The organism is Pseudomonas sp. MYb60, from assembly GCF_002979555.1.
In the GTDB taxonomy this organism is placed as follows: domain Bacteria; phylum Pseudomonadota; class Gammaproteobacteria; order Pseudomonadales; family Pseudomonadaceae; genus Aquipseudomonas.
This window is the reverse complement of the sequence record NZ_PCOZ01000016.1, coordinates 64,148-88,506: the sequence shown is the minus strand read 5'-3', so window position 1 is coordinate 88,506 and position 24,359 is coordinate 64,148. Positions and strand designations below refer to the sequence as shown.

Annotated in this window: 21 protein-coding genes, 1 tRNA gene and 1 pseudogene; 13 read left to right on the top strand and 10 right to left on the bottom strand. The window is 62.7% G+C overall.

Annotated features, from left to right (window positions below; translation table 11 throughout):
• Nucleotides 1-10 precede the first annotated feature (10 nt).
• From CQ041_RS21710 to CQ041_RS21695, 4 genes are all read right to left on the bottom strand, one after another.
• Entirely contained in the window at nt 11-1,159 is a 1,149-nt protein-coding gene (locus tag CQ041_RS21710) for a hypothetical protein (protein ID WP_105524370.1), read from the bottom strand.
• A gap of 121 nt (nt 1,160-1,280) precedes the next feature.
• Nucleotides 1,281-2,981 (bottom strand): acid phosphatase, encoded by a 1,701-nt coding sequence (acpA, locus tag CQ041_RS21705; protein ID WP_105524369.1) that lies wholly within the window; start codon nt 2,979-2,981, stop codon nt 1,281-1,283.
• A 93-nt stretch (nt 2,982-3,074) separates the two neighbouring features.
• Nucleotides 3,075-3,395: a hypothetical protein gene (locus tag CQ041_RS21700; protein WP_105524368.1), complete on the bottom strand. Its 321-nt coding sequence runs from the start codon at nt 3,393-3,395 to the stop codon at nt 3,075-3,077.
• Nucleotides 3,396-3,520: 125 nt separating this feature from the next.
• Nucleotides 3,521-4,939, bottom strand: coding sequence for a short-chain fatty acid transporter (locus CQ041_RS21695; protein ID WP_105524367.1), 1,419 nt, complete (start codon nt 4,937-4,939; stop codon nt 3,521-3,523).
• A 184-nt stretch (nt 4,940-5,123) separates the two neighbouring features.
• Between CQ041_RS21695 and CQ041_RS21690 the strand changes: the two genes are divergently transcribed.
• Complete coding sequence (locus CQ041_RS21690; RefSeq protein ID WP_105524366.1) at nt 5,124-6,413, top strand: MFS transporter; 1,290 nt, start codon at nt 5,124-5,126, stop codon at nt 6,411-6,413.
• A gap of 3 nt (nt 6,414-6,416) precedes the next feature.
• Here the strand turns inward: CQ041_RS21690 and CQ041_RS21685 are convergent, their stop codons facing one another.
• Nucleotides 6,417-7,787 carry a gluconate:H+ symporter gene (locus CQ041_RS21685; protein ID WP_105524365.1) on the bottom strand — a complete coding sequence of 457 codons (1,371 nt, stop codon included), beginning with the start codon at nt 7,785-7,787 and terminating at the stop codon, nt 6,417-6,419.
• A gap of 170 nt (nt 7,788-7,957) precedes the next feature.
• Between CQ041_RS21685 and CQ041_RS26925 the strand changes: the two are divergent.
• From CQ041_RS26925 to CQ041_RS21675, 3 genes and pseudogenes are all read left to right on the top strand, one after another.
• Nucleotides 7,958-8,776 (top strand): annotated as a pseudogene (locus CQ041_RS26925) (PAS domain-containing protein); the annotation flags it as partial.
• A gap of 108 nt (nt 8,777-8,884) precedes the next feature.
• Nucleotides 8,885-9,316, top strand: a complete 432-nt coding sequence (locus CQ041_RS26920) for a methyl-accepting chemotaxis protein (protein WP_371923032.1) — start codon at nt 8,885-8,887, stop codon at nt 9,314-9,316.
• A gap of 58 nt (nt 9,317-9,374) precedes the next feature.
• On the top strand, nt 9,375-9,956 hold the full coding sequence (locus CQ041_RS21675) for a flavin reductase family protein (protein ID WP_105524363.1): 582 nt from the start codon (nt 9,375-9,377) through the stop codon (nt 9,954-9,956).
• Between the two features lie 8 nt (nt 9,957-9,964).
• On the opposite strand, the gene CQ041_RS21670 is transcribed toward CQ041_RS21675, so the two are convergent.
• Nucleotides 9,965-10,849, bottom strand: a complete 885-nt coding sequence (locus CQ041_RS21670) for a LysR family transcriptional regulator (protein WP_105524362.1) — start codon at nt 10,847-10,849, stop codon at nt 9,965-9,967.
• A gap of 121 nt (nt 10,850-10,970) precedes the next feature.
• Between CQ041_RS21670 and CQ041_RS21665 the strand changes: the two genes are divergently transcribed.
• Nucleotides 10,971-12,314, top strand: a complete 1,344-nt coding sequence (locus tag CQ041_RS21665) for an MFS transporter (protein ID WP_218276520.1) — start codon at nt 10,971-10,973, stop codon at nt 12,312-12,314.
• 38 nt (nt 12,315-12,352) lie between these two features.
• Here CQ041_RS21665 and CQ041_RS21660 read toward each other — a convergent pair whose 3' ends face one another.
• From CQ041_RS21660 to CQ041_RS21645, 4 genes are all read right to left on the bottom strand, one after another.
• Nucleotides 12,353-13,162 carry an AraC family transcriptional regulator gene (locus CQ041_RS21660; protein WP_105524381.1) on the bottom strand — a complete coding sequence of 270 codons (810 nt, stop codon included), beginning with the start codon at nt 13,160-13,162 and terminating at the stop codon, nt 12,353-12,355.
• A gap of 166 nt (nt 13,163-13,328) precedes the next feature.
• On the bottom strand, nt 13,329-15,140 hold the full coding sequence (gene ggt, locus CQ041_RS21655) for a gamma-glutamyltransferase (protein ID WP_105524360.1): 1,812 nt from the start codon (nt 15,138-15,140) through the stop codon (nt 13,329-13,331).
• A gap of 149 nt (nt 15,141-15,289) precedes the next feature.
• Nucleotides 15,290-15,366: transfer RNA gene (locus CQ041_RS21650), tRNA-Met, on the bottom strand.
• 198 nt (nt 15,367-15,564) lie between these two features.
• Complete coding sequence (locus CQ041_RS21645) at nt 15,565-16,116, bottom strand: RNA polymerase sigma factor (protein ID WP_105524359.1); 552 nt, start codon at nt 16,114-16,116, stop codon at nt 15,565-15,567.
• A 262-nt stretch (nt 16,117-16,378) separates the two neighbouring features.
• Between CQ041_RS21645 and sctW the strand changes: the two genes are divergently transcribed.
• The 8 genes from sctW to sctR are packed head-to-tail and all read left to right on the top strand — an operon-like array spanning nt 16,379 to nt 24,352.
• Nucleotides 16,379-17,440, top strand: coding sequence for a type III secretion system gatekeeper subunit SctW (gene sctW / locus CQ041_RS21640; protein WP_105524358.1), 1,062 nt, complete (start codon nt 16,379-16,381; stop codon nt 17,438-17,440).
• On the top strand, nt 17,437-19,530 hold the full coding sequence (gene sctV / locus CQ041_RS21635) for a type III secretion system export apparatus subunit SctV (protein ID WP_105524357.1): 2,094 nt from the start codon (nt 17,437-17,439) through the stop codon (nt 19,528-19,530). The genes sctW and sctV overlap by 4 nt, the downstream gene beginning before the upstream one ends.
• A gap of 37 nt (nt 19,531-19,567) precedes the next feature.
• Nucleotides 19,568-20,467 carry an FHA domain-containing protein gene (locus tag CQ041_RS21630; protein ID WP_105524356.1) on the top strand — a complete coding sequence of 300 codons (900 nt, stop codon included), beginning with the start codon at nt 19,568-19,570 and terminating at the stop codon, nt 20,465-20,467.
• Entirely contained in the window at nt 20,464-21,822 is a 1,359-nt protein-coding gene (locus CQ041_RS21625) for a FliI/YscN family ATPase (RefSeq protein ID WP_105524355.1), read from the top strand. The genes CQ041_RS21630 and CQ041_RS21625 overlap by 4 nt, the downstream gene beginning before the upstream one ends.
• Nucleotides 21,809-22,237 carry a YscO family type III secretion system apparatus protein gene (locus CQ041_RS21620; RefSeq protein ID WP_105524354.1) on the top strand — a complete coding sequence of 143 codons (429 nt, stop codon included), beginning with the start codon at nt 21,809-21,811 and terminating at the stop codon, nt 22,235-22,237. Before CQ041_RS21625 ends, CQ041_RS21620 begins: the two co-directional genes overlap by 14 nt.
• The gene (locus CQ041_RS21615; RefSeq protein WP_105524353.1) at nt 22,234-22,692 is read left to right on the top strand and encodes a type III secretion system HrpP C-terminal domain-containing protein; all 459 of its coding nucleotides are present in this window, start codon (nt 22,234-22,236) and stop codon (nt 22,690-22,692) included. Before CQ041_RS21620 ends, CQ041_RS21615 begins: the two co-directional genes overlap by 4 nt.
• Nucleotides 22,689-23,702 carry a FliM/FliN family flagellar motor switch protein gene (locus tag CQ041_RS21610; protein WP_105524352.1) on the top strand — a complete coding sequence of 338 codons (1,014 nt, stop codon included), beginning with the start codon at nt 22,689-22,691 and terminating at the stop codon, nt 23,700-23,702. Before CQ041_RS21615 ends, CQ041_RS21610 begins: the two co-directional genes overlap by 4 nt.
• On the top strand, nt 23,699-24,352 hold the full coding sequence (gene sctR / locus CQ041_RS21605) for a type III secretion system export apparatus subunit SctR (RefSeq protein ID WP_105524351.1): 654 nt from the start codon (nt 23,699-23,701) through the stop codon (nt 24,350-24,352). Before CQ041_RS21610 ends, sctR begins: the two co-directional genes overlap by 4 nt.
• Nucleotides 24,353-24,359 lie beyond the last annotated feature (7 nt).

Here is a 24,359-nt window from a genome sequence, read left to right as displayed (position 1 = left end):
TCTGTGCGAGCTACAGCGCTGGCGGGGTGCTCTTCAATCGTTTGAGCTGCGTCCTGACCGACGGTGTCGCGCACTTGGCTTTGGCCTGCTCCACCGGCTGCTCGCGCACTGAGGTGTAGAACAACTCACAGGTTTTTTCCCGGCGGGTGCCTTGCCAGGTATTCATGCACGCCTTGAGCAACACATTCGGGTCGCTCGCGGGGTTTTGTCCCATCCCTGCCTGCCAGCACGCGGCGCTCAGGTCCTGGCCCATGACATTCAAACCGACCTCGTCGGCTTTATCCTCGTTGCCGTCATAGGTCTCGGGGTCGGCGGCGTACCAGATGTAACTGGGATGATTGGCGCCCAGCAACGGTACGGTCTTGCCCTCGGCCGGACTGATCCGGACCAGGCCCAGTACGTTGACGGTTTGCCCGTATTGCTGCTTGATCCAGCTGCGCACCGGCGCGCCGAACGCCACCAACGGCAGGGGGCCGTCAGGGCGCAGGCTCAGTTCGTTGACCATGCGTCGCTGGTAGGGCGAGAAGTAGTCATATACGCCTTCCAGGTCTTTGCCTGCGCTGGCAGGCGCGGCGATGGGGGCGATATCGATGATCGTCTGGTAGGCCGGCGTTTCGCTGGCTGCCACGCCATTGTCGATGAGCAGACTGGCCCAGCGATCGGTGGTGGCGGATTCCAGGTAGTCCTGCGCCTGGGTCAGTGAGTAATCCGGCGGGAAGTGCATCAGCTCGATGCTTTTGCGGTTTTCCAGGGCCATGCCCAGTGGCAGGAACAGGTACCAGTTGTAAGCCCACTTACCGTCGCGGTTGAGCTGGCTGGCGGCTTGCCAGGCGAGATCGGCCGTATCGAGCAGGCGGGTCAGGGGTTGTCCGTAGCTGTCTGGCACGCCACTGAACGTCGCCGTGACCTGCCCGTCGCGGGTCTTGACGCTGACTTTCGCACGGCTGTAGCCATCGCGCTGCAGGCTCTGGGCCAGGTAGTGCTCGGCGGTCTGCTCCAGCGTCCATGGCCGGAAACAGATCACGTTGCAATTATTGGGGTATGCGAACAGCTGAGTGACACGCTGCGTGCTCCCCAACGGCACCTCGATGTCAGCCTGTACGACCGCACTGGCGAGCAGTGCGGTCAGGGTGAAGGACAACCTGGTCGGTTTGGACATCCTGGATTCCTTGTCAGCGAACGCCCGTCTGCGCGGGTTGAAAGGCCACTTTGAAACAGTAGCGGCTGACCAGGGGACACGCGTGTTAAATCGCCAGGTGTGTCGTGATTGGATATGTCCCTCAGGCGTTGAACTGCAACGCGTTGCTCAGATCACCCATGGGCTTCTGGCCGCGAGCGATCATTGCGTCATCACGCTGCTTGAGGCCGTCCAGGGTTTCCAATTGGAACACACGGGTGATCAGGCGCAGGATCGACGCGGTGTCGTAGACCGTATGGTCAACCGTGCCCTTGCGTGCAAACGGCGACACCACAATCGCCGGAATCCGCGTGCCAGGGCCCCAGCGGTCGCCCTTGGGCGGCGCTACATGGTCCCACCAGCCGCCGTTTTCATCGACGGTCACCACCACCACCATGTTTTTCCACTGCGGGCTTTCCTGCAGCACCTTCAAGACCCTTGCGATGTGACGGTCGCCCGAGGCCACGTCGGCGTAACCGGCGTGCATGTTCAGGTTGCCCTGGGGCTTATAGAAACTCACCGCGGGCAAGATGCCGGCCTGGGCGTCGGCGAGGAATCGGTTGGTGCTGGACTCGTCGCCCAGGCCGCCGTCGCGCAAGCGTTTTTCACGCTCGGCACGGTTTTCGGGGCCTTGTTTCTTGAAGTAGTTGAAGGGCTGGTGGTGATACTGGAAATTCGGAATCTTCGGGATCCCGCCAGAGTCCTTGAACTGGTCCAGCGTGGCTTGCCAGGCGCCGGCATACCAGGCCCAGTCGACGTTCTTCTTCGACAGCTTGTCGCCGATGTGTTCGTGGCTTTGCGGCACCAGCACATTGGGCAGGTCGGGCTTGGAGTAATCCGGGTTTTGCGGGTCGCGGATCCAGGTCGGCCAGTAGGGAGGCGCCAGGGTGTTCACGCCGTAACCGTCTGGCGTCAACGCGCTGGGACCGAATTGTGGCGCGCCGGTCATGGCGCTGGCCGGTGACTTGTCCAGCGGCTTGAGGCGTGGGTCGGTGGGGTCATCGCTCTGCAACGTGGCAATCTGGGCCTTGGCCACCGACTGTGCGGCGTTTGGATAAAACGGCGCGGTGGCGCTGATCAGGTACTGGTGGTTAAGGAACGATCCGCCGAAGGCACCCTGGAAGAAGTTGTCGCAAAGCACGAACTCCTTGGCCACGTCCCACAAGCGCAGCGAATAGCGGCTCTGCGCGTAATGCCCCATCACCAGGCCGCCGGAGTCTCCCCAGGCGACGAAACCGTCGTTCTTGCCACCGTTGATCTGCATCTGGTTCTGGTAGAACACGTGCCACAAATCCCGGGTGACCAGGCTCAGGGGCAGGTCTTCAGCGTTCGGGCCTTTGAGCGCGAACGGTGCGTTGGGCAGGTTTTCCTGGAATTGCACGTCGCTGGGGTAGGTGACCCCGTCGACGCTTTGCGGGCCGACTTGCAACACGCCGCCCCAGGTCGGGGGCAGGCTGGCCAACAGGCTGCCGTCGCGGTCGCGTTGTTGGGCGTCAGCGCTGCTCAGGGCCGACAGCGGTTTCTCCAGGCCGGGGAAATCCGCGAACAAGTTGTTGAAGCTACGGTTCTCGGCATAGATCACCACCACGGTCTTCACCTGGTCGTGCAGGGCCTTGTCCAATGCCTGCGGCGTGAGCGGTTGCGCTGCGGGCTTGCCCGGTGCCTGGCTGGTATTGCCGCATGCACTCAAGGTCGCGCCCACCCCCAACACCGCCGCGCCGCCGAGGAAGCGTCGGCGGCTCGTGTCTACCGGTGCCTGGGTTGCGGAGTCGGTGGAGGGGCGGTCTTCGTGCTCGTCATTCATTGCGGGAGTCCGTGGCGATTTGTTGCAAGATATTTCGCCAGGACGGTAACAACGCAATGTGACGGAACGAAGACAAGGGGGTGGGTAAGGACGTTACAACAGCCGCAGCGCCAACTGGCTTCCAGCACGCAGGTATTCCACCTGAGCCGTCACCGCGTCCTTGACGATAGCCTCGCCCGTGTCGGTGAGCTTGGCCTTCTTCGCGTCAATCACGCTGGTCTGCAGCAGTTGCATGGCCACGTCCACGGCTTTCTGGAACGCGGTCACGTTGTTGTGCAGGCCAAATTCTTTGACGACGGCCGCCATACGGCGATCGGCATCATCTCGCAACGTTCGGTACTCCGTGACCGAAACGTTGTCGTCCTGGTAAATATCGGTGATCAGCGTTTCCAGTGATTTGGAGAGTGGCGTCATCGGATGTCCTCGGTGTGTTGTGGGTAGCAATCCGAGTCAGGTTAATCAAAGGCGCTGGCGGCGTGAGTCAGGGGTTGCCGTTGCCTGGAGTAGGACAACCCCACGCGCTTGATCAGACAGTGCTTTCAAGGCATCACCGGCGGCAAATACTTCAACGTCGTTCCCAGCGCCCACAGCAGGAACAACACCAGCGGCGTGTGCACCAGCAGCTGCACAAACGAAAACCCGATCAGATCCCGCGCCTTCAACCCCAGCACCCCCAGCAGCGGCAGCATGTAGAACGGGTTGATCAGGTTCGGCAGCGCTTCAGCCGCGTTGTAGATCTGCACCGCCCAGCCCAGGTGGTATTGCAGGTCATTGGCCACTTGCATCACGTAGGGCGCTTCGATGATCCACTTGCCTCCGCCCGACGGGATAAAGAACCCCAGCACCGCCGAGTAAACGCCCATCAGCAGCGCGTAGGTGTCATGGGACGCGATGGAGGTAAAGAACGTGGAGATGTGGTGCGCGAGGGTCTGGCCGTCGTCGCCCTTGACCACGGTCATCAGCGCGGCAATCGAGCCGTACAGCGGGAACTGGATCAGCACGCCAGTGGTGGTCGGCACCGCACGGGCCACCGCATCGAGGAAGCTGCGCGGGCGCCAGTGCAGCAGGGCGCCGACCATGATGAACAGGAAGTTATAAGTGTTCAGGCCCGAGATCGCGCTGATCGCCGGTTTGGTCGAAAACTCATGAAACAGCCATCCCGCCGCCAGCAGTGCAAGCAAAATGGTCAGCAACGGGCTGTGCTCCAGCCATTCACCGGGCCGGGTCGGCGCTTGGGGTTTGGGCAGGTTGAAGGCTGGGTCGACCCCGCATGCCTTGGCATCGCGGGCACTGTTGGGCCCGGGGGCGGTCGAGTAGGCGATGATCAGCGAGACCACGATCAGCGCCAGCAGCAATACGCCGGATTGCCACAGGAAGATGGTGTCGGTAAACGGGATGACGCCCGTGATCGAGAGGATCGACGGTGGCAGACTCCCCGGATTGGCCTGCAACTGCGCAGCCGACGAGGACAGCCCCAGCGCCCACACCGCACCCAGCCCCAGGTACGCTGCAGCGCCGGCCGCACGGTAATCCATGCGCAAATCCGTCCGCCGTGCCAGCGCGCGTACCAACAAACCGCCGAACACCAGGGACAAACCCCAGTTCAACAGTGACGCAACCATCGAGATCAACGCGACCCAAGCCACGGCCGAGCGGCCGTTCTTCGGAATGCGCGCCAGGCGGTCGATCAACTTCACCGCCGGCGGCGAACTGGCGACCACGTAACCACCGATCACCACAAAGGCCATCTGCATGGTGAACGGGATCAGGCTCCAGAACCCGTCGCCAAAGGCCTTGGCGGCATCGGTCGGCGCAGCGCCCATACCCAGGGCCGCCACGGCGACGATGATCACGGCGAGGGCGGCGAATACCCAGGAGTCAGGGAACCAGCGCTCGGCAAAATTGGAGCAGCGCAGGGCAAATCGGGCATAGCGGCTTTCTTCGATAGCATCGGCCACGAGTCTTTCCTCTTGTATTTATTATGGGCAGGCAGTTTTTCCGGCATGTTCCGCCATGGCCATTGATATGGGAATGCAGTTATCTTCATCGATCCATGAGGAAAACAAATATATCCGTCGCGATTGCCATGATCCGGCCCAGCTCATAACCTGCACGCCATTTTGTCTGTCTGCCGAGCCTCACATGACTGCCACCTCTTCTCCACAGGCGCAGCGTTTTTCCCGCTCCGACTACAAAACCCTGGGCCTGGCTGCCCTGGGCGGTGCCCTGGAAATCTACGATTTCATCATCTTCGTGTTCTTCGCGCTGACCTTGAGCCAGCTGTTTTTTCCACCGGAAATGCCCGAGTGGCTGCGCCTGCTGCAAAGCTTCGGGATCTTCGTGACGGGTTATCTGGCGCGTCCGTTGGGCGGCATCCTGATGGCGCACTTTGCCGACCACCTTGGGCGCAAGCGTGTTTTCAGCCTGAGCATATTGATGATGGCGCTGCCGTGCCTGCTGATCGGGATCATGCCGACCTATGCGCAAATCGGTTATTTCGCACCGCTGATCCTGCTGTTCCTGCGTGTTCTACAGGGGGCTGCGGTGGGCGGCGAAGTGCCCAGCGCCTGGACCTTCGTCGCCGAACACGCGCCGACTCATCACCGGGGTTATGCGCTGGGTTTCCTACAGGCAGGCCTGACCTTCGGCTACCTGCTGGGTGCACTCACCGCCACGCTGCTGGCGCAGATCTTCACGCCTGCCGAGATTCTCGATTACGCCTGGCGTTTGCCGTTCCTGCTCGGCGGTGTGTTCGGCGTGATCGGCGTCTGGCTGCGCCGCTGGCTCAGCGAAACCCCGGTATTCCTCGAAATGCAGGCCCGCCGTCAGGCCGCCGCCGAACTGCCATTGCGCACCGTATTGCGCGACCACCGCGCCGTCTTGCTGCCGGCGATGATCCTCACCTGCGTGCTCACCTCCGCCGTGGTGGTGCTGGTGGTCATCACTCCGACCATGATGCAGAAAACCTTCGGCATGACGCCCAGCCACACCTTCGCCCTGAGCGCCCTGGGCATCGTGTTCCTGAACATCGGCTGCGTCCTCGCCGGCCTGCTGGTAGACCGCATCGGCGCCTGGCGCGCGGTGTTGGTCTACAGCGTGTTGCTGCCGGTGGGCATTGCGCTGCTCTACGCCAGCCTGATCAGCGGCGGTATCTGGCTGGGCGCGGCCTATGCCGTGGCGGGCTTGAGCTGTGGCGTGGTCGGCGCGGTGCCGTCGGTGATGGTCGGGCTGTTTCCGGCCCAGGTGCGGGTGTCGGGGATATCCTTCACCTACAACATTGCCTACGCGTTGTGGGCGAGTACCACGCCGTTATTGTTGATTGCGCTGATGCCGACCAGTCCATGGATTTGCGTGGGGTATTGTGTGGTGATGGGGGCGGTGGGCGTGGGGAGTGTGGCGCTGTTTGGCAAGCGCCACACCTTGACAGCCTGAGGCTCAGGTCAAGAAGTGCCACAACACCAACGTGCCGACCAGCCCGACGACTGAAACGATGGTCTGCAAGACCGACCACACCCAAATCGTCTGTTTCAGTTGCAAGCCAAAGTATTCACGCACCATCCAGAAGCCAGCGTCGTTGACGTGGCAGAAGAATACCGAGCCGGCGCCGATTGCCAGGGCCACGAGTGAACTCTGCGTTGCTGCCAGCCCGGCCATCATCGGCGCGAGGATACCGGCTGTCGTGGTGGTGGCCACGGTGGCCGAGCCGGTGGCCTGGCGCAACGCAACCGCAATCAACCACGCCAGCAACAGGTATGGCATGTGAGCGCCTTCGGCGACCTTGCTGATGGTCTGGCTCACGCCTGCATCCAGCAATGTCTGCTTGAGGCCGCCGCCGGCGCCGATGGTCAGCAGCAATACGGCGATGGGGGCGAGGGCCTTGCGCAGGGTGTTGCCGACTTCGGTGCGCGGCATGCCGGCTGACCAGCCCAGGCAGATCACGGCAGCCATTACGGCGAGGCCGAGCGCAATCAAGGGTTCGCCGAGAAATTTGAGGGTCAGGCCCAGGGTGTTTTCCGCCGGCAGCGCGACTTTGGCCAAGGTGCTGCCCAGCATCAGGATCACCGGCAACAAAATGATCAGCAGCGACATCGCGAAACTCGGCTGGCGCGGGGCCTTGGGCGGTGCGCTGAACAGTGCACCGATGTCGGCAGGTTCATCCACCTGCAGGCGTTTGGACAGCCAATTACCGTAGAGCGGCCCGGCCAGGATCACGGCCGGCACCGCCAGGCAGAAGCCCAGCAACATGGTCAGGCCCAGGTCGGCGTGCAACGCGCCCACCGCAATCAGCGGCCCCGGGTGCGGTGGCATCAGGGCGTGCAGGGTGGTCATGCCCGCCAGCGCCGGGATCGCGATTTTCAGCAGCGGCTGGTTCGAGCGTTTAGCCATCACAAAGATGATCGGCACCATCATCACCAGGCCGACTTCGAAGAACAGGGGCAGGCCGATCACCATGGCCACCAGCGCCATGACCCACGGCAATGACTTGCCCTTGCCAAGCCCCAGCAGGGTGGTAGCGATGCGGTCCGCCGCGCCGGATTCGGCCATCAGCGCGCCGAGCATTGCGCCCAAGGCAATGATGATCCCGGCTTCACCGAGGATCGCCCCGGCGCCTTTGCTGAATGCCTTGGCGACCTCTTCCGGGGGCAAGCCGGCGCCGACACCTGCGATAAAGGTACCGATCAAGATCGACAGAAACGGTGGCAATTTGGTCGCGCTGATCAGCACGATGATGCTGGCGATGGCCAGCAGTACGCAAAGCATGAGGCGGGTGTCGTGAACCATCCACGCGGCAGTCGATAACTCCAAGACGGGACTCCTTATCGAACAGGTTGGGGGAAATTGTTTCTTTTTGTTTCCTGTTCGAAAAGCATACCTGATAAGGCTGTACCAGAGCGTTCTTGTGCCTTTTTGGTGCGGCACGCAAAAAAAATCGGAGGTGGCCGCCGATCGCACTTCAGAAATCGCCAGCAGCGCCGATGCAGCACAGATTCGTCCCTCCTCATGACCATCGGTGCGCAATGTTCAACACCCGTTTGAAACAAGAGCTGTCGGCTCTTCGCGAAGAGTTGTCCAGCCTGCAGCAGGTCAAGGAGAGCCTGGAAAGTGAAATGCTGTGCCTGACGCTGGACGCCGAAGGTCGGGTGGAGTGGGCCAATGGCAACTTCCTGCAGGAGTTGGCCTATCAGGCAGGGCAGTTGGAAGGGCGCCCGATCGAAGACCTGGTGCCCGCCTATGTGCGCACGGATGATCACCAGCAGCGCTTCAAGAACGCGCTGGTACGCGGCGAACACTTTGCCGGCACCGTGCGCCTGATGCGCGGCAATGGCCACGAGGCGTGGCTGCGCTCGATCATGCAACCGGTGCGTGGCAGTGACGGGCGAATCCAGCGTTTTTCGATTTACGCCAGCGACCTTACCCGCACCATCGAGGCGTCGCGCGAGCATGAAAACCTGATCACGGCGCTGGTGCGCTCCACGGCGGTGATCGAGTTCGACCTCGGCGGCCATGTGCTCACCGCCAATGAGCGTTTCCTGGGGGGAATGGGTTACAGCCTGGCGCAGATCCAGGGCAAACATCACCGTATGTTCTGTGAGGCGCAGGAGTACAACAGTGCAGAGTACGAGCATTTCTGGAAGCGCCTGAACAACGGCGAGTTCGTCGCGGCGCGTTTCAAACGCGTGGACAGCCGTGGTCGCGTGGTGTGGTTGGAAGCCACCTACAACCCGGTGGTGGATGCCACCGACCGCCTGTACAAAGTGGTGAAGTTCGCCACGGTGATCACCGACCAGGTGAACCAGGAGCAAGCCGTCGCGGACGCGGCCAACATCGCCTACAGCACCTCGTTGCAAACCGACAGCAGCGCCCAGCGCGGTACCACCGTGGTGACGCAGGCGGTGGACGTGATGCGCGACCTGGCCAAGCACATGCAACAGGCGGGTGAGGGTATCGAGGCGTTGAATGCCCAGTCCCAGGTGATCGGCACCATCGTCAAGACCATCAGCGGCATCGCCGAGCAGACCAACTTGCTGGCGCTCAACGCGGCCATCGAAGCGGCGCGTGCCGGCGAACAGGGTCGGGGTTTCGCAGTGGTGGCCGATGAAGTGCGGCAACTGGCTTCTCGCACCAGCAAGGCCACCGAAGAGATCGTCGGCGTGGTGCGGGAGAACCAGGACATGGCACGCGAAGCCGTCGCGCTGATGACCGATGGCCGCCAGCAAGCCGAACAGGGTCTGGCCCTGGCCGCAGAAGCGGGCACGGTGATTGTGGAGATCCAGGACGGTGCGCAGAAAGTGGTCAGCGCGGTGGGGCAATTCGCCAATCAACTGTCGAGCTGACCCGTAGGGCGCGGGCATGCGGTATCGTAGGGTTTTACGTTTGAAGAGCTGACCGCCCATGCGCCCTGCCCACTGCCGCCCCGTTCCACTGCCCAAGGCCTACCGTTTACTCAACCACGGGCCGACCGTATTGGTGAGCGCTGCTCACAACGGCCAGCGCAATATCATGGCGGCCGCCTGGGCCATGCCGCTGGATTTCGAGCCCCCCAAGGTTGCCGTGGTGTTGGACAAGTCCACCTGGACCCGCCAGCTGCTGGAAGGCAGCGGCACGTTCGTGCTCCAGGTGCCGTGCGTGGCCCAGGCCGACCTGGTGCAGACCGTCGGCAATACCACCGGCGCCGAAACGGATAAATTCACCCGCTACGGTGTGCAGGTTTTCGCCGGCGAACACACCGAGGCGCCGTTGCTGGAAGGCTGTGTGGCTTGGTTGGAATGCCGCCTGCTGCCTGAGCCGCACACCCAGCAGACCTACGATCTGTTCCTCGGCGAAGTGGTGGCCGCCTATGCCGACGAGCGTGTGTTCAGCGAAGGGCATTGGCACTTTGAAGGGCAGGACGCATTGCGCACGCTGCACCATGTGGCGGGCGGGCACTTTCTCACGGTTGGCCAGCCTGTCGTCGGCAAAACCTTACCGCTGTAGGCGCGGGCTTACCAACGCGCGTTTGCGAGGGCGTCGGCGAACGCCATCAGCTTCGGTGAGTACTGACGGGACGGCGGGTAGACCAGCGAGATGGCGCGGCTGCGTCCGGCGACGTCCTCCAGTATCGGCACCAGCCGCCCGGCAGCGAGGTCGTCGCGCACGGCAAAATCCATCACCTGGGCGATGCCAAACCCGCCCACCGCTCCGTCCACCAGCGCGTCGCCGATGTCAAAGATCAGCCGCCCTTCGACGCTCACGTCCCGCACCTTGCCATCGTGCATGAACTGCCAATCGACCATGCGTGCGCTGCGCAAATTGCGCACGGTGAGGCAATGGTGGTCCTTGAGTTCGTCGACGTGCTGCGGCGTGCCGAAACGAGCGAGGTAGGCGGGGGCGGCGACGGTCACCCAGCGCAGCGGCGGCAAGGCGCGGGCGATCAGGCGCTGGTCGTGGATCTCGCCAGTGCGCAGCAGGGCGTCGAAGCCTTCGTCGACGATATCCACCAGGCGGTCGGTCATCACCGCTTCGATGCGCAACTCGGGGTAGCGCAGCGTCAGGTCGCCGATCACCGGCATCACCACTTTGCGTCCAAACAACGACGGCGTGCTGATTTTCAACAGGCCCGAAGGGCTGCCGCGCCGGTCGAGCATCAGCTTCTCGGCTTCGGCCAATTCCGCCAGCAGCGGGGCGCTGCGCTCGTAGAGCATCTGCCCGTCGGGGGTCAGGCTTACGCTGCGGGTGTTGCGTTGCAGCAGGCGCACGCCCAGTTGCTGTTCCAGCCGCGAAATGGCACGGGAGAGGCCCGATTGGGTCAGCCCCAGGTCCCCGGCTGCGCGGGTGAAACTGCGGGTTTCGGCGACGCGCACCAGCAAGCGGACGGCGTTCAGATCCATGATTAAAGTCATTACTGAAAGAGTGATATGGCTATTTATCATCTGCTGGGCATAAAAGACACTGAGGGCTCTCATTTTCGGACAGGACGCTGTGATGTCTTCCTCTAAACCTTCCGGCTGGATGCTCGCGTTGCTGGCCACCGCCCAACTGATCATCGCCCTCGATGCCACCATCGTGTTTGTCGCCTTGCCGCAGATCGGCAGCCACCTGGGTTTTTCCGCTCAGCAGTTGCAGTGGGTTGTGAGTGCCTACAGCGTGGCGTTTGGCGGTTTCCTGCTGCTGGGGGGGCGAGCCACGGATTTGCTCGGCAAGCGCCGCTTGTACCGGCTGGGGCAGTCTTTGTATGCGTTGTCGTCGTTGGCGGCGGTGCTCGGCGGCAGTGCGCTGTTACTGGTGCTGGCGCGAGCGGTGCAAGGCGTCGGCGGGGCGCTGTTGTTCCCGGCGACCCTGGCGTTGATCAACACCCATTACGCCCAGGGGCCTGAGCGCAACCGCGCCTTTGCGGTGTGGAGCGCCGCATCGGCGGCGGGCCTGGCGCTGGGGGCGTTGCTGGGGGGAGTGTTGACCCAGGCGTGGGGCTGGGAAGCGGTGTTCCTGGTGAACGTGCCGCTGGCCGGTGGTTGCGCCTGGGCGGCGCGTTACTGGATCCCGGCCGATGGCGAGCGGGCGCGGGGCCGCAACTTTGATATCAGTGGCGCGCTGACCGTGACGGTCGGCGGCACCCTGCTGGTGTTTTCCCTGGTCCAGGGGCCGGAGTGGGGGTGGGCGGCACCGTCGACGCTTGGTTGCCTGGGCTTTGCCGTCGGGCTGCTCGGACTGTTCGTCTGGATCGAACACCGTGGCCGCGACCCGCTGATGCCCTTGCGATTGTTCGCCTATCGCGAGTTGCGCATGGCCATGGTGCTCACGGCCGTGTTCATGAGCAGCTTTGGCGTGCAGTACTACTTCCTGGCGCTGTATTACCAGCAGGTTTATGGCTACAGCGTGTTGCAGGCAGGGCTCGCGTTTTTGCCGGCGACGCTGGTGTGTACGTTCGGGATCTGGCTGGCGGAACGTTCGCTGGCCAGCATCGGCCTGCGCAACACCTTGGTCAGCGGGCAACTGGCGGGCGCGGTAGGGATTGGATTGTTGTGCTGGGCGTTGCCGACGGGCGCGGGGTTCTGGTCACTGCTGCCGGGGATTTTCATCTTGAGTGTCGGCCAGGGCATGACCTGGACGGCGATGTGGGTCGCGGCCGGCCTGGGTATCCGGCCGGGCGAGCAGGGTGTGGCGGCGGGGATGGCGTCCACCAGCCAGCAGATTGGCGGGGCGCTGGGGCTGGCGTTGCTGGTGTCGGTGGCCAATGCCGGGGGCATCGAACTGGCGCTGTGGTGGAGCGCCGCAGTGGCATTGCTGGGGGCAGTGGTGGCGTTGGGGCTGAGCGCGCGCGCGCCCGAGCCGGGCACCGTGCTCAAATCCACTTAGATCAAACGTGGCAGGGGACTGTATTGCCAACGTAGGTTTCAGCGGCCGAGCATCTTTACCCAGCGCGACGGCGGCATGCCGTAGGTGCTGCGAAATTGCCGGGTCATATGGCTCTGGTCGGTGAACCCGGCGGTCATCGCCGCATCTACCAGCGATTGGCCCTGGGCCAGCAAGCCGCGCACCAGGTCCAGCCGGCGCATGGTCAGATAGCGGTAGGGGCTGGTGCCGAACAACAGGCGAAAATCCCGCGACAAGGCCCAGCGGTCGCGGCCGGCGTGGTCGGCCATTTCATCCAGGGTGATGCTGCGGCCCAGTGCGCTGTGGATGAACTCCCGGGCGCGCTCGGCAGCCACGTAGTCGAACGTCTTGCGGCTGATGATCTCCCCGGAGGCAGCACTGAGTGCCTGGGCCAGGTCGAACATCGCGTCTTGTTCCTGCAGTGGGTCGATGGGGCAATCCAGGCCTTGCAACAGTACTTCGCTGGCGCGGAACAGCCGCGGATCGGTGGACAGGCCCGCAGGGATAAACGGCAGCGGCTTGCCACCCAGAATCTGCTGGATCAACGCGGGCTCGACGTAAATCATCCGGTACTTGAAGCCTTCTTCGCTGCCGGCGCGGCCGTCGTGGGTTTCGTCGGGATGAATCACCATAGTGGTGCCGGGCAGGCCGTGGGTCATGCCGCCGCGATAGTGGAAGCTCTGCACGCCGAACAGCGTCCGCCCGATGGCATAGGTGTCATGGCGATGGGGGTCGAAGGCGAAGCCGGCGAAGTACGCCTCGATGCGGTCCAGGCCACTGGCGTGCGGGGCGCGATGCAGCCAATCGAGGGTGGCGGTGGGTTGGCCCATGATCACTTGTCACACAGTAGAGATGGAAACACGTTAACCCAGTCTGTACTGCGTGTCTGCCGAGGTCTTGTACGATTGTGCACGGCGAATCATGACGACAGCGAACGCATGCGCAAGCTGGCGCAGCATGCGGGGCGCAAGGGGTGACGATCAGTCGCTGAGTGCCTTAATCCCCGAGCGCCTCACCTTCACGCCGCGGATCCGCTCCGCCGCTCAGCCTCACCTTTTGCTGGCCATCGCGCGTGAGCACGATGGCCTGGACGCCGCTGGTCATGTCGATCTCGTTCAGCGCATGGCCCTTGTCCACAAGTGCCCTTTTCAAGCCTGGACTGAACAGGCCCTTTTCCAATTCGGTCGCTCCGTTGCGGCTGCCAAAATTGGGCAGATTGATGGCGGCTTGTGGGTCGAGTTTCCAGTCGAGCATGGCCACCAGGGACTTGCTCACGTACTCGATGATCTGTGAGCCGCCTGGTGAGCCTAGGGTGGCCAGCAATTCGCCGCTGTTGCGGTCGAATACCAGGGTGGGCGCCATGGCGGAGCGCGGACGCTTGCCGGGTTCGATGCGGTTGGCCACCGGCTGGCCGTGTTCGTTGGGGATAAACGAGAAGTCGGTCATCTGGTTGTTCAGCAGGAAGCCCTGGACCATCACGTGGGCGCCGAATGCAGCTTCCACCGTGGTGGTCATCGACACGGCGCCACCCAGGTCGTCCACTGCCGTGACGTGTGAGGTGGAGATGCGCAGCGGCGAACGGTCCGGCGCGTACACCACCTGGATGCCCTCAGGATTACCCGGCCTGGCGACCCCCATGCTGCGCTCGCCGATCAGGGCGGCGCGCTTGGCCAGGTAGCCAGGTGCCACGAGGCCGTCGACCGGGACAGGCACGAAGTCGGCGTCGGCGACGTACAGCGCGCGGTCGGCAAAGGCCAGGCGACCGGCTTCGGCCAGCAGGTGCACAGCGTCGGGCGTAGGCTCAAGGCCGGCGGGGGACGCGCTGGGTGTCGGTTGCATCGATGCGATGGCCAAACCAGGACGGCTGGCTTGCACTGCCTGCAAGGTGCCGAGGATCTGCGCGATGGCGATCCCTCCCGACGAGGGTGGCGGCATGCCGCACACCTTCCACTGCCGGTAGTCGGTACACAGCGGCGTGCGCTCTTTGGCGGTGTAGGCCTTGAGGTCGGCCTGGGACAGGCTGCCCGGATTGCGATGGCCCTGGACCTTGCGTGCGATTTCATCGGCAATCGGCCCCTGGTACAGCGCGTCCGGCCCTTCCTTGGCGATGCGTTTGAACACGGCTGCCAGCGCCGGGTTGTGCAACTGAGCGCCGGTGGCCTTGGGCGTGCCATCCGCGTTCAGAAAGTAGGCCGCCATGTCGGGTGATTGCGGGATGTACCGGTCTGCGGCGATCAGGCTGTGTAACCGTGGGGAAATCGCGAAACCTTGCTCTGACAGTCGTATCGCCGGTTCAAACAGCTTGGCCCATGGCAGGCGCCCGGTCTTCTTGTGCGCCATCTCCAATGCCCGCAATACGCCCGGCGTTCCCACGGAGCGCCCGCCAATCTGCGCCTCGGAAAACGCCATTGGCGTGCCGTCGGCCTTCAGGAACATACCTTCGGCTGCCCCGGCCGGTGCGGTTTCACGGCCATCGTACGCGTGCACGTCCTGGCCATCCCACAGCATGATGAACGCACCGCCGCCAATGCCGGAAGACTGCGGCTCCACCAGGGTCAGCACCGCCTGCATCGCAATCGCCGCATCGATCGCCGAACCGCCCTGACGCAACATCTCACGCCCGGCTTCGGCGGCGAGGGGGTTGGCGGCAGCCGCCATGTGGCGCTCGGCGTGGCGGGTGGTCAGGGCGCTGCGGTAGCCCGAGCCCGACTCCGGTGCCGGAGGCTGTTCGGAGATGGCAGGGTGACAGGCAGTGAGCGTGAGCACTGTGGCAAGCACCGACAGGGAACGGCGGGAAATCGAGAACACCTGGAGCACTCCGTGTGGGGAGGCTGGACACTAGCAGCGAGGGCGGTGGGGGTCAAAATACAGCTGGGGCTTTTTGCCAGACAATCACCACACTCTGATTTCCAGGCATAAAAAAACGGCCTACCTTTCGGTAAGCCGTTTTTACTACTTGGTGGCTACACAGGGACTTGAACCCCGGACCCCAGCATTATGAATGCTATGCTCTAACCAACTGAGCTATGTAGCCAAGTGGCGCGCATTATTCGCGGAGAACGACAAAGCGTCAAGCATTTATTTTGAATTTTTTTCTACGCTTTCAACTGTTTAACAAAAACCGGGTGTTGGAGCGACGAGCGGTGGCATCGGTTCGATGCTCTGGAAGGCACGCAAGAAAAGATCATGACCGGATTGGGCGATATCCCTGCCGCCCAACCCGAAGTCTTGCTTACGGATGCATCGAGTTGTGGGTTGCGCGTTTGAGTTGTTCACGTGCCCGTGACAGGCGCGAGCGCACGGTGCCGATCGGGACGTCCAGTACGTCGGCAGTGTCCTGGTAGCTGCCGTCGGTTTCCAGGGAGGCGTACAACGTCCTGCGCATTTCCGTTGGCAGGTGATCGATGGCGTTCAGGGTTTTTTCCAAGCGCCGATTGACCTCGAACTCCCAGTCCAGATTGTGATTGTCATCTTGGCCGTGCCACAGCGACTCATCGAATTCGCAGTGCACGGGTTTGGCATACATACGCCGGAAGTGGTTGCGGATCAGGTTTTGTGCAATGCCGCACATCCAGGTGCTGAGGGTGGCATTGCCGCTGAAACGCTCGCGATTGCGCCAGGCTTCCAGGTAAGTCAATTGCAGGAGATCGTCCGCATCTTCCGGGTTGAGCACACGCTTGTGAATGAAGCGTCGGAGTTTTTTTTGCTGGTCGTCTGTCAGGTGGAGCATGAATTGAGGCGAGCCGCCAACAAGCTGAGCTAAAGCTTCAATAGGGATATTCATGAATTTTTCCTCAGGGTAGACGCAGTCGAAAAGATTTCGACGGAAAGCCCTTTAGCACTGGCTGTGCCAAGCACTATTCACGATTAAGCTATTGATTTTATTGTATAAATATTTTTGTAGAGCGGCGGTTTGCGCGATTTTTTGCAAAAGCCGGTGTATCGCCGTGCAAGTTTTTTCAATAAATGAGTAAACCGGATTTCGATGGAACTGCATCGCCAATGCCTGCCACACAGAGACATAATTTTTCTGTATTGGCCCTCCAATGAAAGTCGAATCCTCCGGCGATGTTCAATCGATTCAGAGCCTGGAACGCCCTACCTTCGATAAACCCGTTGCTCCGGCGGTTTCGAACGGTGTGGACGAGCTCGCTCAGTTGTTCAGCCAGGAAGTGGCGGCCAATAATCGAACGCTTGCTCAACGCGCTATTAGCGTTCGGGTGTCGCCGGCCCAGCAACTCGCGCAGGTCTATGACCAATTGGGTCATCCAGCCCAAGCGACCATGGCGTCCATCGCGCGGCGGATCCGCATGCAGTTGCTGCAGCAGCCTGCTGTCGACAAGTTGCTGGAACTGACCGGCAGTGATCCTGCGCGCACGTTTGTCGTACTCAAATTGGTGGCCGCCGAGGCGCAGGCCGAAGCCCGCAAGATTGAGGCCGCGTTGGCTCGGGATGCGATTGCCAAGCTGGAAATTCGCTTCAAGAAACAGATTCAGGCAGGCCTGAACATCGCCTTGGCCCTGCAGGCCAACTGTGACGACCCGCAGGAGCGCCAGGCGCTGCGATCGCTGTACTACGCCAGCGTGGTCACTCGCCAGTCATTGGCAAGCATGATGCACGCGCTGCTCGGTCTGTACGGGGGCGATCGATTCGCCGCCGGGCTCAAGATCATGCGTGGCGCGCTGGCAGACGATATCGCCGCCAGCACGTCCTCAGTCCCCACCGCGCTGTTACGCACTTTACTGCTCGGCCTGCAAAGCTGTGGGCAACTGAGCGGAGTCCTCGTCAATTGCAAGGACATGATCCAGCGCCTGCAGATCGAGCAGGACGCGGTGGAACTGATGCAGCGCATGCTGGGATACGCCAAAAGCGGTCTCGATGCGGCGGAGGTCCAGCGCCTGGCGAGCGACGTGTGGGGGCGTCGGCCCGCTCACGAACTCGTAGCCCTCAACGCCCTGTATCCGCTCGTGCAGCAATTGCCGCTGGCGGTGTGGCTGGACAGTCGGACGCGTGACGGCGCTCTGCAAAAGATGTTGCTGGTCATGGACGAACTCGCCCGCATCGAACGGGGGCCTGCGCAGTTTGACGCACAGAGGAGCCAGGCGTGACGGCCCTGTCCGCCATCAATGGAGTGCTGCTCAAGATCGCACAGCGCGCCGAAGTACTGGGCGCAGTGGTGGTCATGGCCATCGTGTTCATCTTCATCGTGCCGCTGCCCACCTGGCTGGTGGATATTCTGATCGCGGTCAATATCTGTATCTCCTGCCTGCTGATCGTGCTGGCGTTGTACCTGCCTGGCCCGTTGGCGTTTTCATCGTTTCCGTCGATCCTGCTGTTGACCACCATGTTTCGCCTGTCGCTGTCGATCGCCACCACGCGTCTGATCCTGCTGGAGCAGGACGCCGGTGACATCGTCGAGGCGTTCGGCAACTTCGTGGTGGGGGGCAACCTGGCGGTCGGGATGGTGATCTTCATCATCCTGACGCTGGTCAACTTTCTGGTGATCACCAAGGGCTCCGAGCGTGTGGCCGAAGTGGCGGCGCGGTTCAGCCTGGATGCGATGCCCGGCAAGCAAATGTCCATCGACAGCGACCTGCGGGCCGGCCTGATCGATGGTGCCCAGGCGCGGGACAAACGTGAGCAGTTGTCCCGCGAGAGCCAGTTGTTCGGCGCGATGGACGGCGCGATGAAGTTCGTCAAGGGGGACGCCATTGCTGGCTTGATCATCGTGGTCGTCAACCTGCTGGGCGGGTTCACCACCGGCATGTTCCAACACGGATTGAGTGCCGCCGACTCCATGGCGTTGTATTCGGTACTGACCATCGGCGACGGGCTTATCGCGCAAATTCCCGCGCTGCTCATCTCCCTGACCGCCGGCATGATCATCACCCGTGTTGCGCCCGATGGACGAGCAGGTAGCAATAACATGGGCGCTGAAATTGCCCGGCAAATGACCAGCGAACCCAAGAGCTGGATGATCGCCTCGGTCGGCATGCTGGCCTTCGCTGCCGTGCCTGGCATGCCGACCCTGGTGTTTATCCTGATTGCGATGATGACCGGCGGACTGGGGTATTACCTGCTGCGCCAGCGTCAGCGTGAAGAAAACCCGCCCTCCGAGCCTACCGCCGTCGTGCGCCCGGAAGAGAACGGTGAAGAAGATTTGCGTGGGTTTGATCCTTCCCGGCCTTACCTGCTGCAGTTCAATCCGGCGCTCTACGGGACGCCTGAGGTGATCGCTGTCGTGCAGAAAATCCGCCAGGTCCGGAATACGCTGGTGGCCAACATCGGCTTGACGCTGCCGCCATTCGAAGCCGAGTTCAGTGAGGCGCTGGCCATCGATGAGATGCGTTTTTGCGTGCATGAAGTGCCGGTAATGACCGCGACCCTCAGCGACCGCGTCGCCGTCGAGTTCGACGCATTGGCACACCCTCCCGAGCACGGCGAGCGCGGGCGGGTGGAGCGCGATGAAGCGCATTGGTTATGGCTGGCACCTGACGACGCATTGCTGGATGACTCTCAGGTTGAAAGGGTCACCGCGCAGAACCTGATCATTGAACGCATGCGGCGCGAGATGATGCTCAGCGGGCCGAGGTTCCTGGGGATCCAGGAAAGCAAATCGATCCTCAGCTGGCTTGAACACAACCAGCCGGAGCTGGTGCAGGAACTGCAACGCATCATGCCGCTCTCGCGGTTTTCCTCGGTTTTGCAGCGCTTGGCCAGTGAAGGTGTGCCACTGCGCGCGGTACGGCTGATTGTCGAGTCGCTGGTTGAGTACGGCCAGCATGAGCGTGAGCCGGATGCCTTGGCCGATTACGCGCGTATCGCCCTCAAGTCGCAGATTTTCCACCAGTACAGCGAGCCCGATGGCCTGCATGCCTGGCTGCTCTCTCCCCAGACCGAAAACATTTTTCGCGAAGCCTTGCGCCAGACCCAGAGCGGTGTGTTCTTCGCCCTCGATAACGACAGCAGTGCAGCGCTGGTCAATCTGCTGAACCAGGCATTTACCATACGGGCCAAGACCAAGAGTGTGATGTTGGTAGCTCAGGACTTGCGCAGCCCTTTACGCACCTTGCTGATCGAAGAATTCAACCATGTGCCGGTGTTGTCATTTGCGGAGTTGGGCAGCACCTCCAAGGTCAAGGTGCTGGGGCGTATTGACCTGGGCCAGGATGAGCTGATGCGCGGTACGGTGGCATGAGCCTGCCGGTGTCTCGCGTGCCCGGGAGGGAGCGACCATGTTCGAATTACGAGTCCTGAGTGGCCTGCACCAGGGCGCGGCATTGCCCTTGTTTGGCGAGCAATGGAGCATTGGCGCACACGCGGACGCGGATCTTTTGCTGAGCGATCCGGGGGTTGGCGAACAGCATGCGCGACTGCGCCTGGACGGCGCGAACTGGTCGGTACAGGCCGAAGCCGGGCTCTTGCACGGCGCCGAAGGCCAGGTGCTGGCGCAGATTCCGAGCCTGGTCCCGGGCGTCGCGTTTTCGGTGGGAAGCATTCGATTGTGCCTCGCCCTGGCGGATCAGCCCTGGCCCCAGGCGCCCGTCCCTGAACCCGTTCCACTGGCGCCCGTGCATGAGCCTGCGGGGGCATTGATGTTGTCCTCTATCTCGCCTTCACAGCAAAAGCGCTTGATCAGTCTGGCGCTGGTCGTTGCGGTCTTGATTGTGCTGATCGGCATGGTTTCCAGCGGAGAGCCTGAGGCCCAGGCGTCCTTGATGCCTCCCGAGGTGCGCAAGCACGAACTGGCTTCGCCTTATGAAGTCCGCCAGCAATTATTGAAGATGCTCACTGAGCGTGAGTTGACCCAGCGTGTCAGCGTGCAGGTCGTCAATGAACAGGTGGCCCTCAGCGGCGATGTGTCCCCCGAAGAGGTGGAGTTGGTGGCGCGCATGCTCAGTCGCTTCGGCGAGCAGTTCGACAGCGAAGTGCCGGTGATCAGCCGTGTCCGCGCGCGGGACGCTGCCTTGCCGTTCAAGATTGTGCAGATCGTTGGCGGCCCGAATGGGCATATTGTGCTGGAGGAGGGCAGCCGGTTGTTTCTGGGCGATGAGGTCGATGGCTTGCGCCTGGTGCTGATCGACAACAGCAAAGTGGTCTTTGACGGCGAACAACGCTATGAGGTGCGCTGGTGACCGCCGACCTGCAAGCGCGCCTGGAGGCCTGGCAGGAGCGCCAGGCTCAAGCGTTGATGAGTTTTGCGCCGGTGACGATGCGCGGGCGGATCCAGCGTGTCAACGGCATGTTGCTGCAATGCCGGCTGCCTCAGGCGCGTATCGGCGACCTGTGCCAGGTGGAAAAGAGTCCCGGCGAGAGCATGCTCGCTGAGATCATTGGCTTCGATCAGCAGGATGCGGTGCTCAGTGCCCTTGGCAACCTGGAAGGCGTGCGCGTGGGTGCCAGCGTGGAACGCCTGGGGGTGCCTCATCGGGTGCGGGTCAGTGATCAGTTGCTGGGCCAGGTGCTGGACGGCTTCGGTCGGCCGATAGCGGGCGAAGGCCCCAGTGCATTTGCCGACGCCGATACAGCGGACGCCACCACCGTTTTGTGCGAGGCGCCGCTGCCCACGGAGCGTCCCCGGATCAACCGGGCGCTGGCCACCGGGGTGCGCTCGATTGACGGCCTGATGACCTTGGGGGAGGGGCAGCGCGTTGGCCTGTTCGCCGGTGCCGGTTGCGGCAAGACCACCTTGCTGGCCGAGATCGCCCGTAACGTGGACTGCGATGTGATCGTGTTCGGCCTGATCGGAGAGCGGGGGCGGGAGCTGCGCGAGTTTCTCGACCATGAACTCGATGACCAACTGCGGGCCAAGGCCGTGCTGGTGTGTGCAACGTCTGACCGCTCGAGCATGGAGCGCGCCCGTGCAGCGTTCACGGCCACGGCATTGGCGGAGGGTTTCCGCAGCAAGGGCCAGCGGGTGTTGCTGCTGATCGATTCGCTCACACGCTTTGCCAGGGCCCAGCGTGAAATCGGCCTGGCCGCCGGCGAGCCGCTGGGTCGCGGTGGCCTGCCGCCGTCGGTCTACAGCCTGCTGCCGCGGCTGGTGGAGCGTGCCGGCTTGACTCGCACGGGCGTGATTACCGCGATCTACACGGTGCTGATCGAGCAGGACTCGATGAACGACCCGGTGGCCGACGAAGTTCGCTCGCTGCTCGATGGCCACATCGTGCTGTCTCGCAAACTCGCAGAACGCGGCCACTACCCCGCGGTGGATGTGCTGGCGAGTCTTTCCCGGATCCTCAGCAACGTCGCCGCGCCTGAGGATATCCGCGCCGGTACGGCCTTGCGGCGCTTGTTGTCGGCGTATCAGCAGATCGAGCTGATGCTCAAGCTCGGTGAATACCAGCCGGGCAGCGATGCCCTCACCGATATGGTCGTGGACACCCGCCAGCAGGTCGACAGTTTTCTGCGCCAGGACCTGCGCGAACCCAGTCCGATGCCAAGCACCCTCGACCAACTCAAGGCGCTGACTGCCCATGTCCCTTTCTGAAGGCTTGCTGGGCGAGATCGAGATTCTGCGCCGCCTGCGCCGGCATCGGGCAGACCGCGCAGAACGGGCTTTGCGTGAGGCCAAGCGCGCCCAGCAGACGCTGTTTGCCGATATTCGCCAGGCCGAGGATGCCCTTGAGCAAAGCCGCCAGGAAGAGGTGCGGCAGAGTGCAGACTTGCTTGGCCAGCACACGGGCCAGGTGCTGAGCCTCAAGGAGTTGAAATCCTGGGGTTCCAAGGAGCGCGCCCTGTCCGCCAGCACTCAGCGCGAAGCGGGCCAGTTGCAGACATTGCAGGGCCAGCAGGAGGAGAAACAGCGCCATGTTGGCCGGGCGCAGAAAGACGTCACCGCGTGTTTGCGCCAGGTGGAAAAACTGCAGGAATTATCCCAGCTATTGGTCGAGGAGCCCCTATGAGCCAGGTATCAACCAAGCCTCCCGAACGTCCTCGCGCGCGGGAGCAGCGTGAGGACCGGGAGCCCTCAGGCGCCGGCGTGGTGCCTTGGGAGCACGGGCGCATGTTCGCCCAGCTGTTTGCCCAGGACAACGAAGAGGGTGGCTATGGCACGTCCCTGGACGGGATGAATGCCGCGTCGACTGTGTCCCTGATCGACGCGCTGGCCGAGCAGTTGGCGCCCCGAGTGCTGGCGGCTGCGCAATGGCCACTGCAGGCCACGTTGTACCTGCCACGCCTGGGACGGATCAACGCCAGTGTGCGTCGTGAGCAGAACGCCTGGGGCATCGAACTGGACGCGGAACACGACGCCACCGCGCGTTGGCTCAGCGGGGTGCGGCAGCAGTGCCAGGACCGCTTGTCAGGGGCGCTGGGTCAACCGGTCAGTCTGCATTTGCCTGACACCGGCGCAGCATGATGCTGCCGACGCTCGCGCTGCCGCGACTGGCAGGAAATACGGTGTACGCACGCCGTCGGCTGGGACGCGGCTTGCGCCTGGCCTACGAAGTGGCTGGCCAGGCTGGAGAACTGTTGCTGGAGCCAGGGCGTCCCCCTGCAGCTGCCAAACCGCTGTGCTTTGAAACGGCCTGCGGCGTACTGGGACTCGCAGAGGCCGGGCCGTTGCTGAGCCTGATGGGTGAGTGCCCGGTACCGCTGGCCCAGGCCGGCAATGACCCGGATTCCTGGTTCTGGGCAGTGTTCCAGCACCACCTCAGCCCGCAGCTCCAGGCGTTGCTGGGACACGTGCGATTGCTCGAGACGCAACGTCCGAACGGCTTTGGTTGCCGCCTCACCCTGACGCTGGGCGACGCTCGCGCCTTGGGCTTCGTGTGGCTGGCGCCCGAGACGTTCCTGGCGTTGTGCGATGCCGGCCAGTGGCACTCCACGGCGGCACCGATGCCCCCGCGGTTCCCGCTGGCAATCACCGTAACCCTGGGGCGCGTTCGGTTGGCGAACGCCCAGGTGCGGGGCCTGCGCAGCGGGGATGTAGTGATGCTCGAGCAGGCTTTTTTTCAAGCAGAGGGCAGCGGTCATGTCCAGGTCGGCAGGCAGCGCCTGCAGGGCTGCATCGACGATGACAGCGGTGCCTTGTGCTTCACCCTTGACTCGATAGAGGACACGTCAGTGGACGAAGAAATTTCAATACCCGACTACTCGGACCCTGAGGAGGACCACGCGGTTGTGGACGTCTTCGGCCCGGAGCCTTTCGATGAATTGAGCATGGCCCTGAATGTGCGCTGCGGAACGCTCAACCTCACCCTCGGCGAGCTGCGCAACCTGGCGCCTGGTGCGGTGTTGGGTATCACCGGGTACGCGCCTGGCACGGCGGGTCTGTATTACGGCGATCGGCCCATTGGCCAGGGGCAGTTGGTGGAAGTGGACGGGCGTTTGGGCTTGCAGATGGCGCGAGTGAATTTTTCCCGATGACTTTTCAAGGAATGGACCCGCTCGTCCTCGCGCTGTTTCTTGCCTCGCTGTCGCTGATGCCCATGCTGCTGATCGTGTGCACGGCGTTCTTGAAGATTGTCATTGTGCTGATGATTACCCGCAATGCCATCGGCGTGCAGCAGGTGCCGCCGAGCATGGCGATCAACGGCATCGCGCTGGCGGCGACGCTGTTCATCATGGCGCCGGTGGGCTATGAGATCGCCGAGGGTGTCAAGGCGTCACCCCTGGACATGAGTAATGTACAGACGTTTTTGCAGACAGGCACAGAGGCCATCAAACCCCTGCGCACCTTCATGTTGCGCAACGTTGACCCGGATGTGCTGACCCACCTGCTGGAAAACACTGCCCGTCTGTGGCCGCCGCAAATGGCCCAGGAGGTTCAACGTGAAGACCTGATCCTGCTGGTGCCGGCCTTCGTGCTGTCGCAATTGCAGGCGGGGTTCGAGATCGGTTTCCTGATCTACATTCCCTTTATCGTGATCGACCTGATCGTGTCCAACCTGTTGCTGGCGCTGGGCATGCAGATGGTCTCGCCGATGACCATTTCGCTGCCACTCAAGCTGCTGCTGTTCGTGCTGGTGTCCGGCTGGTCGCGGCTGCTCGACAGCCTGTTCCTGTCCTATCTCTGAGTACCCT

What these genes read in the sequence shown, in the direction of transcription:
- CQ041_RS21710 (WP_105524370.1), bottom strand. Translation starts at nt 1,159, where the DNA reads ATGTCCAAACCGACCAGGTTGTCCTTCACCCTGACCGCACTGCTCGCC.
- acpA (WP_105524369.1), bottom strand. Translation starts at nt 2,981, where the DNA reads ATGAATGACGAGCACGAAGACCGCCCCTCCACCGACTCCGCAACCCAG.
- CQ041_RS21700 (WP_105524368.1), bottom strand. Translation starts at nt 3,395, where the DNA reads ATGACGCCACTCTCCAAATCACTGGAAACGCTGATCACCGATATTTAC.
- CQ041_RS21690 (WP_105524366.1), top strand. Translation starts at nt 5,124, where the DNA reads ATGACTGCCACCTCTTCTCCACAGGCGCAGCGTTTTTCCCGCTCCGAC.
- CQ041_RS26920 (WP_371923032.1), top strand. Translation starts at nt 8,885, where the DNA reads ATGCGCGACCTGGCCAAGCACATGCAACAGGCGGGTGAGGGTATCGAG.
- CQ041_RS21675 (WP_105524363.1), top strand. Translation starts at nt 9,375, where the DNA reads ATGCGCCCTGCCCACTGCCGCCCCGTTCCACTGCCCAAGGCCTACCGT.
- CQ041_RS21670 (WP_105524362.1), bottom strand. Translation starts at nt 10,849, where the DNA reads ATGGATCTGAACGCCGTCCGCTTGCTGGTGCGCGTCGCCGAAACCCGC.
- CQ041_RS21665 (WP_218276520.1), top strand. Translation starts at nt 10,971, where the DNA reads ATGCTCGCGTTGCTGGCCACCGCCCAACTGATCATCGCCCTCGATGCC.
- CQ041_RS21660 (WP_105524381.1), bottom strand. Translation starts at nt 13,162, where the DNA reads ATGGGCCAACCCACCGCCACCCTCGATTGGCTGCATCGCGCCCCGCAC.
- CQ041_RS21645 (WP_105524359.1), bottom strand. Translation starts at nt 16,116, where the DNA reads ATGAATATCCCTATTGAAGCTTTAGCTCAGCTTGTTGGCGGCTCGCCT.
- sctW (WP_105524358.1), top strand. Translation starts at nt 16,379, where the DNA reads ATGAAAGTCGAATCCTCCGGCGATGTTCAATCGATTCAGAGCCTGGAA.
- CQ041_RS21630 (WP_105524356.1), top strand. Translation starts at nt 19,568, where the DNA reads ATGTTCGAATTACGAGTCCTGAGTGGCCTGCACCAGGGCGCGGCATTG.
- CQ041_RS21620 (WP_105524354.1), top strand. Translation starts at nt 21,809, where the DNA reads ATGTCCCTTTCTGAAGGCTTGCTGGGCGAGATCGAGATTCTGCGCCGC.
- CQ041_RS21615 (WP_105524353.1), top strand. Translation starts at nt 22,234, where the DNA reads ATGAGCCAGGTATCAACCAAGCCTCCCGAACGTCCTCGCGCGCGGGAG.
- CQ041_RS21610 (WP_105524352.1), top strand. Translation starts at nt 22,689, where the DNA reads ATGATGCTGCCGACGCTCGCGCTGCCGCGACTGGCAGGAAATACGGTG.
- sctR (WP_105524351.1), top strand. Translation starts at nt 23,699, where the DNA reads ATGACTTTTCAAGGAATGGACCCGCTCGTCCTCGCGCTGTTTCTTGCC.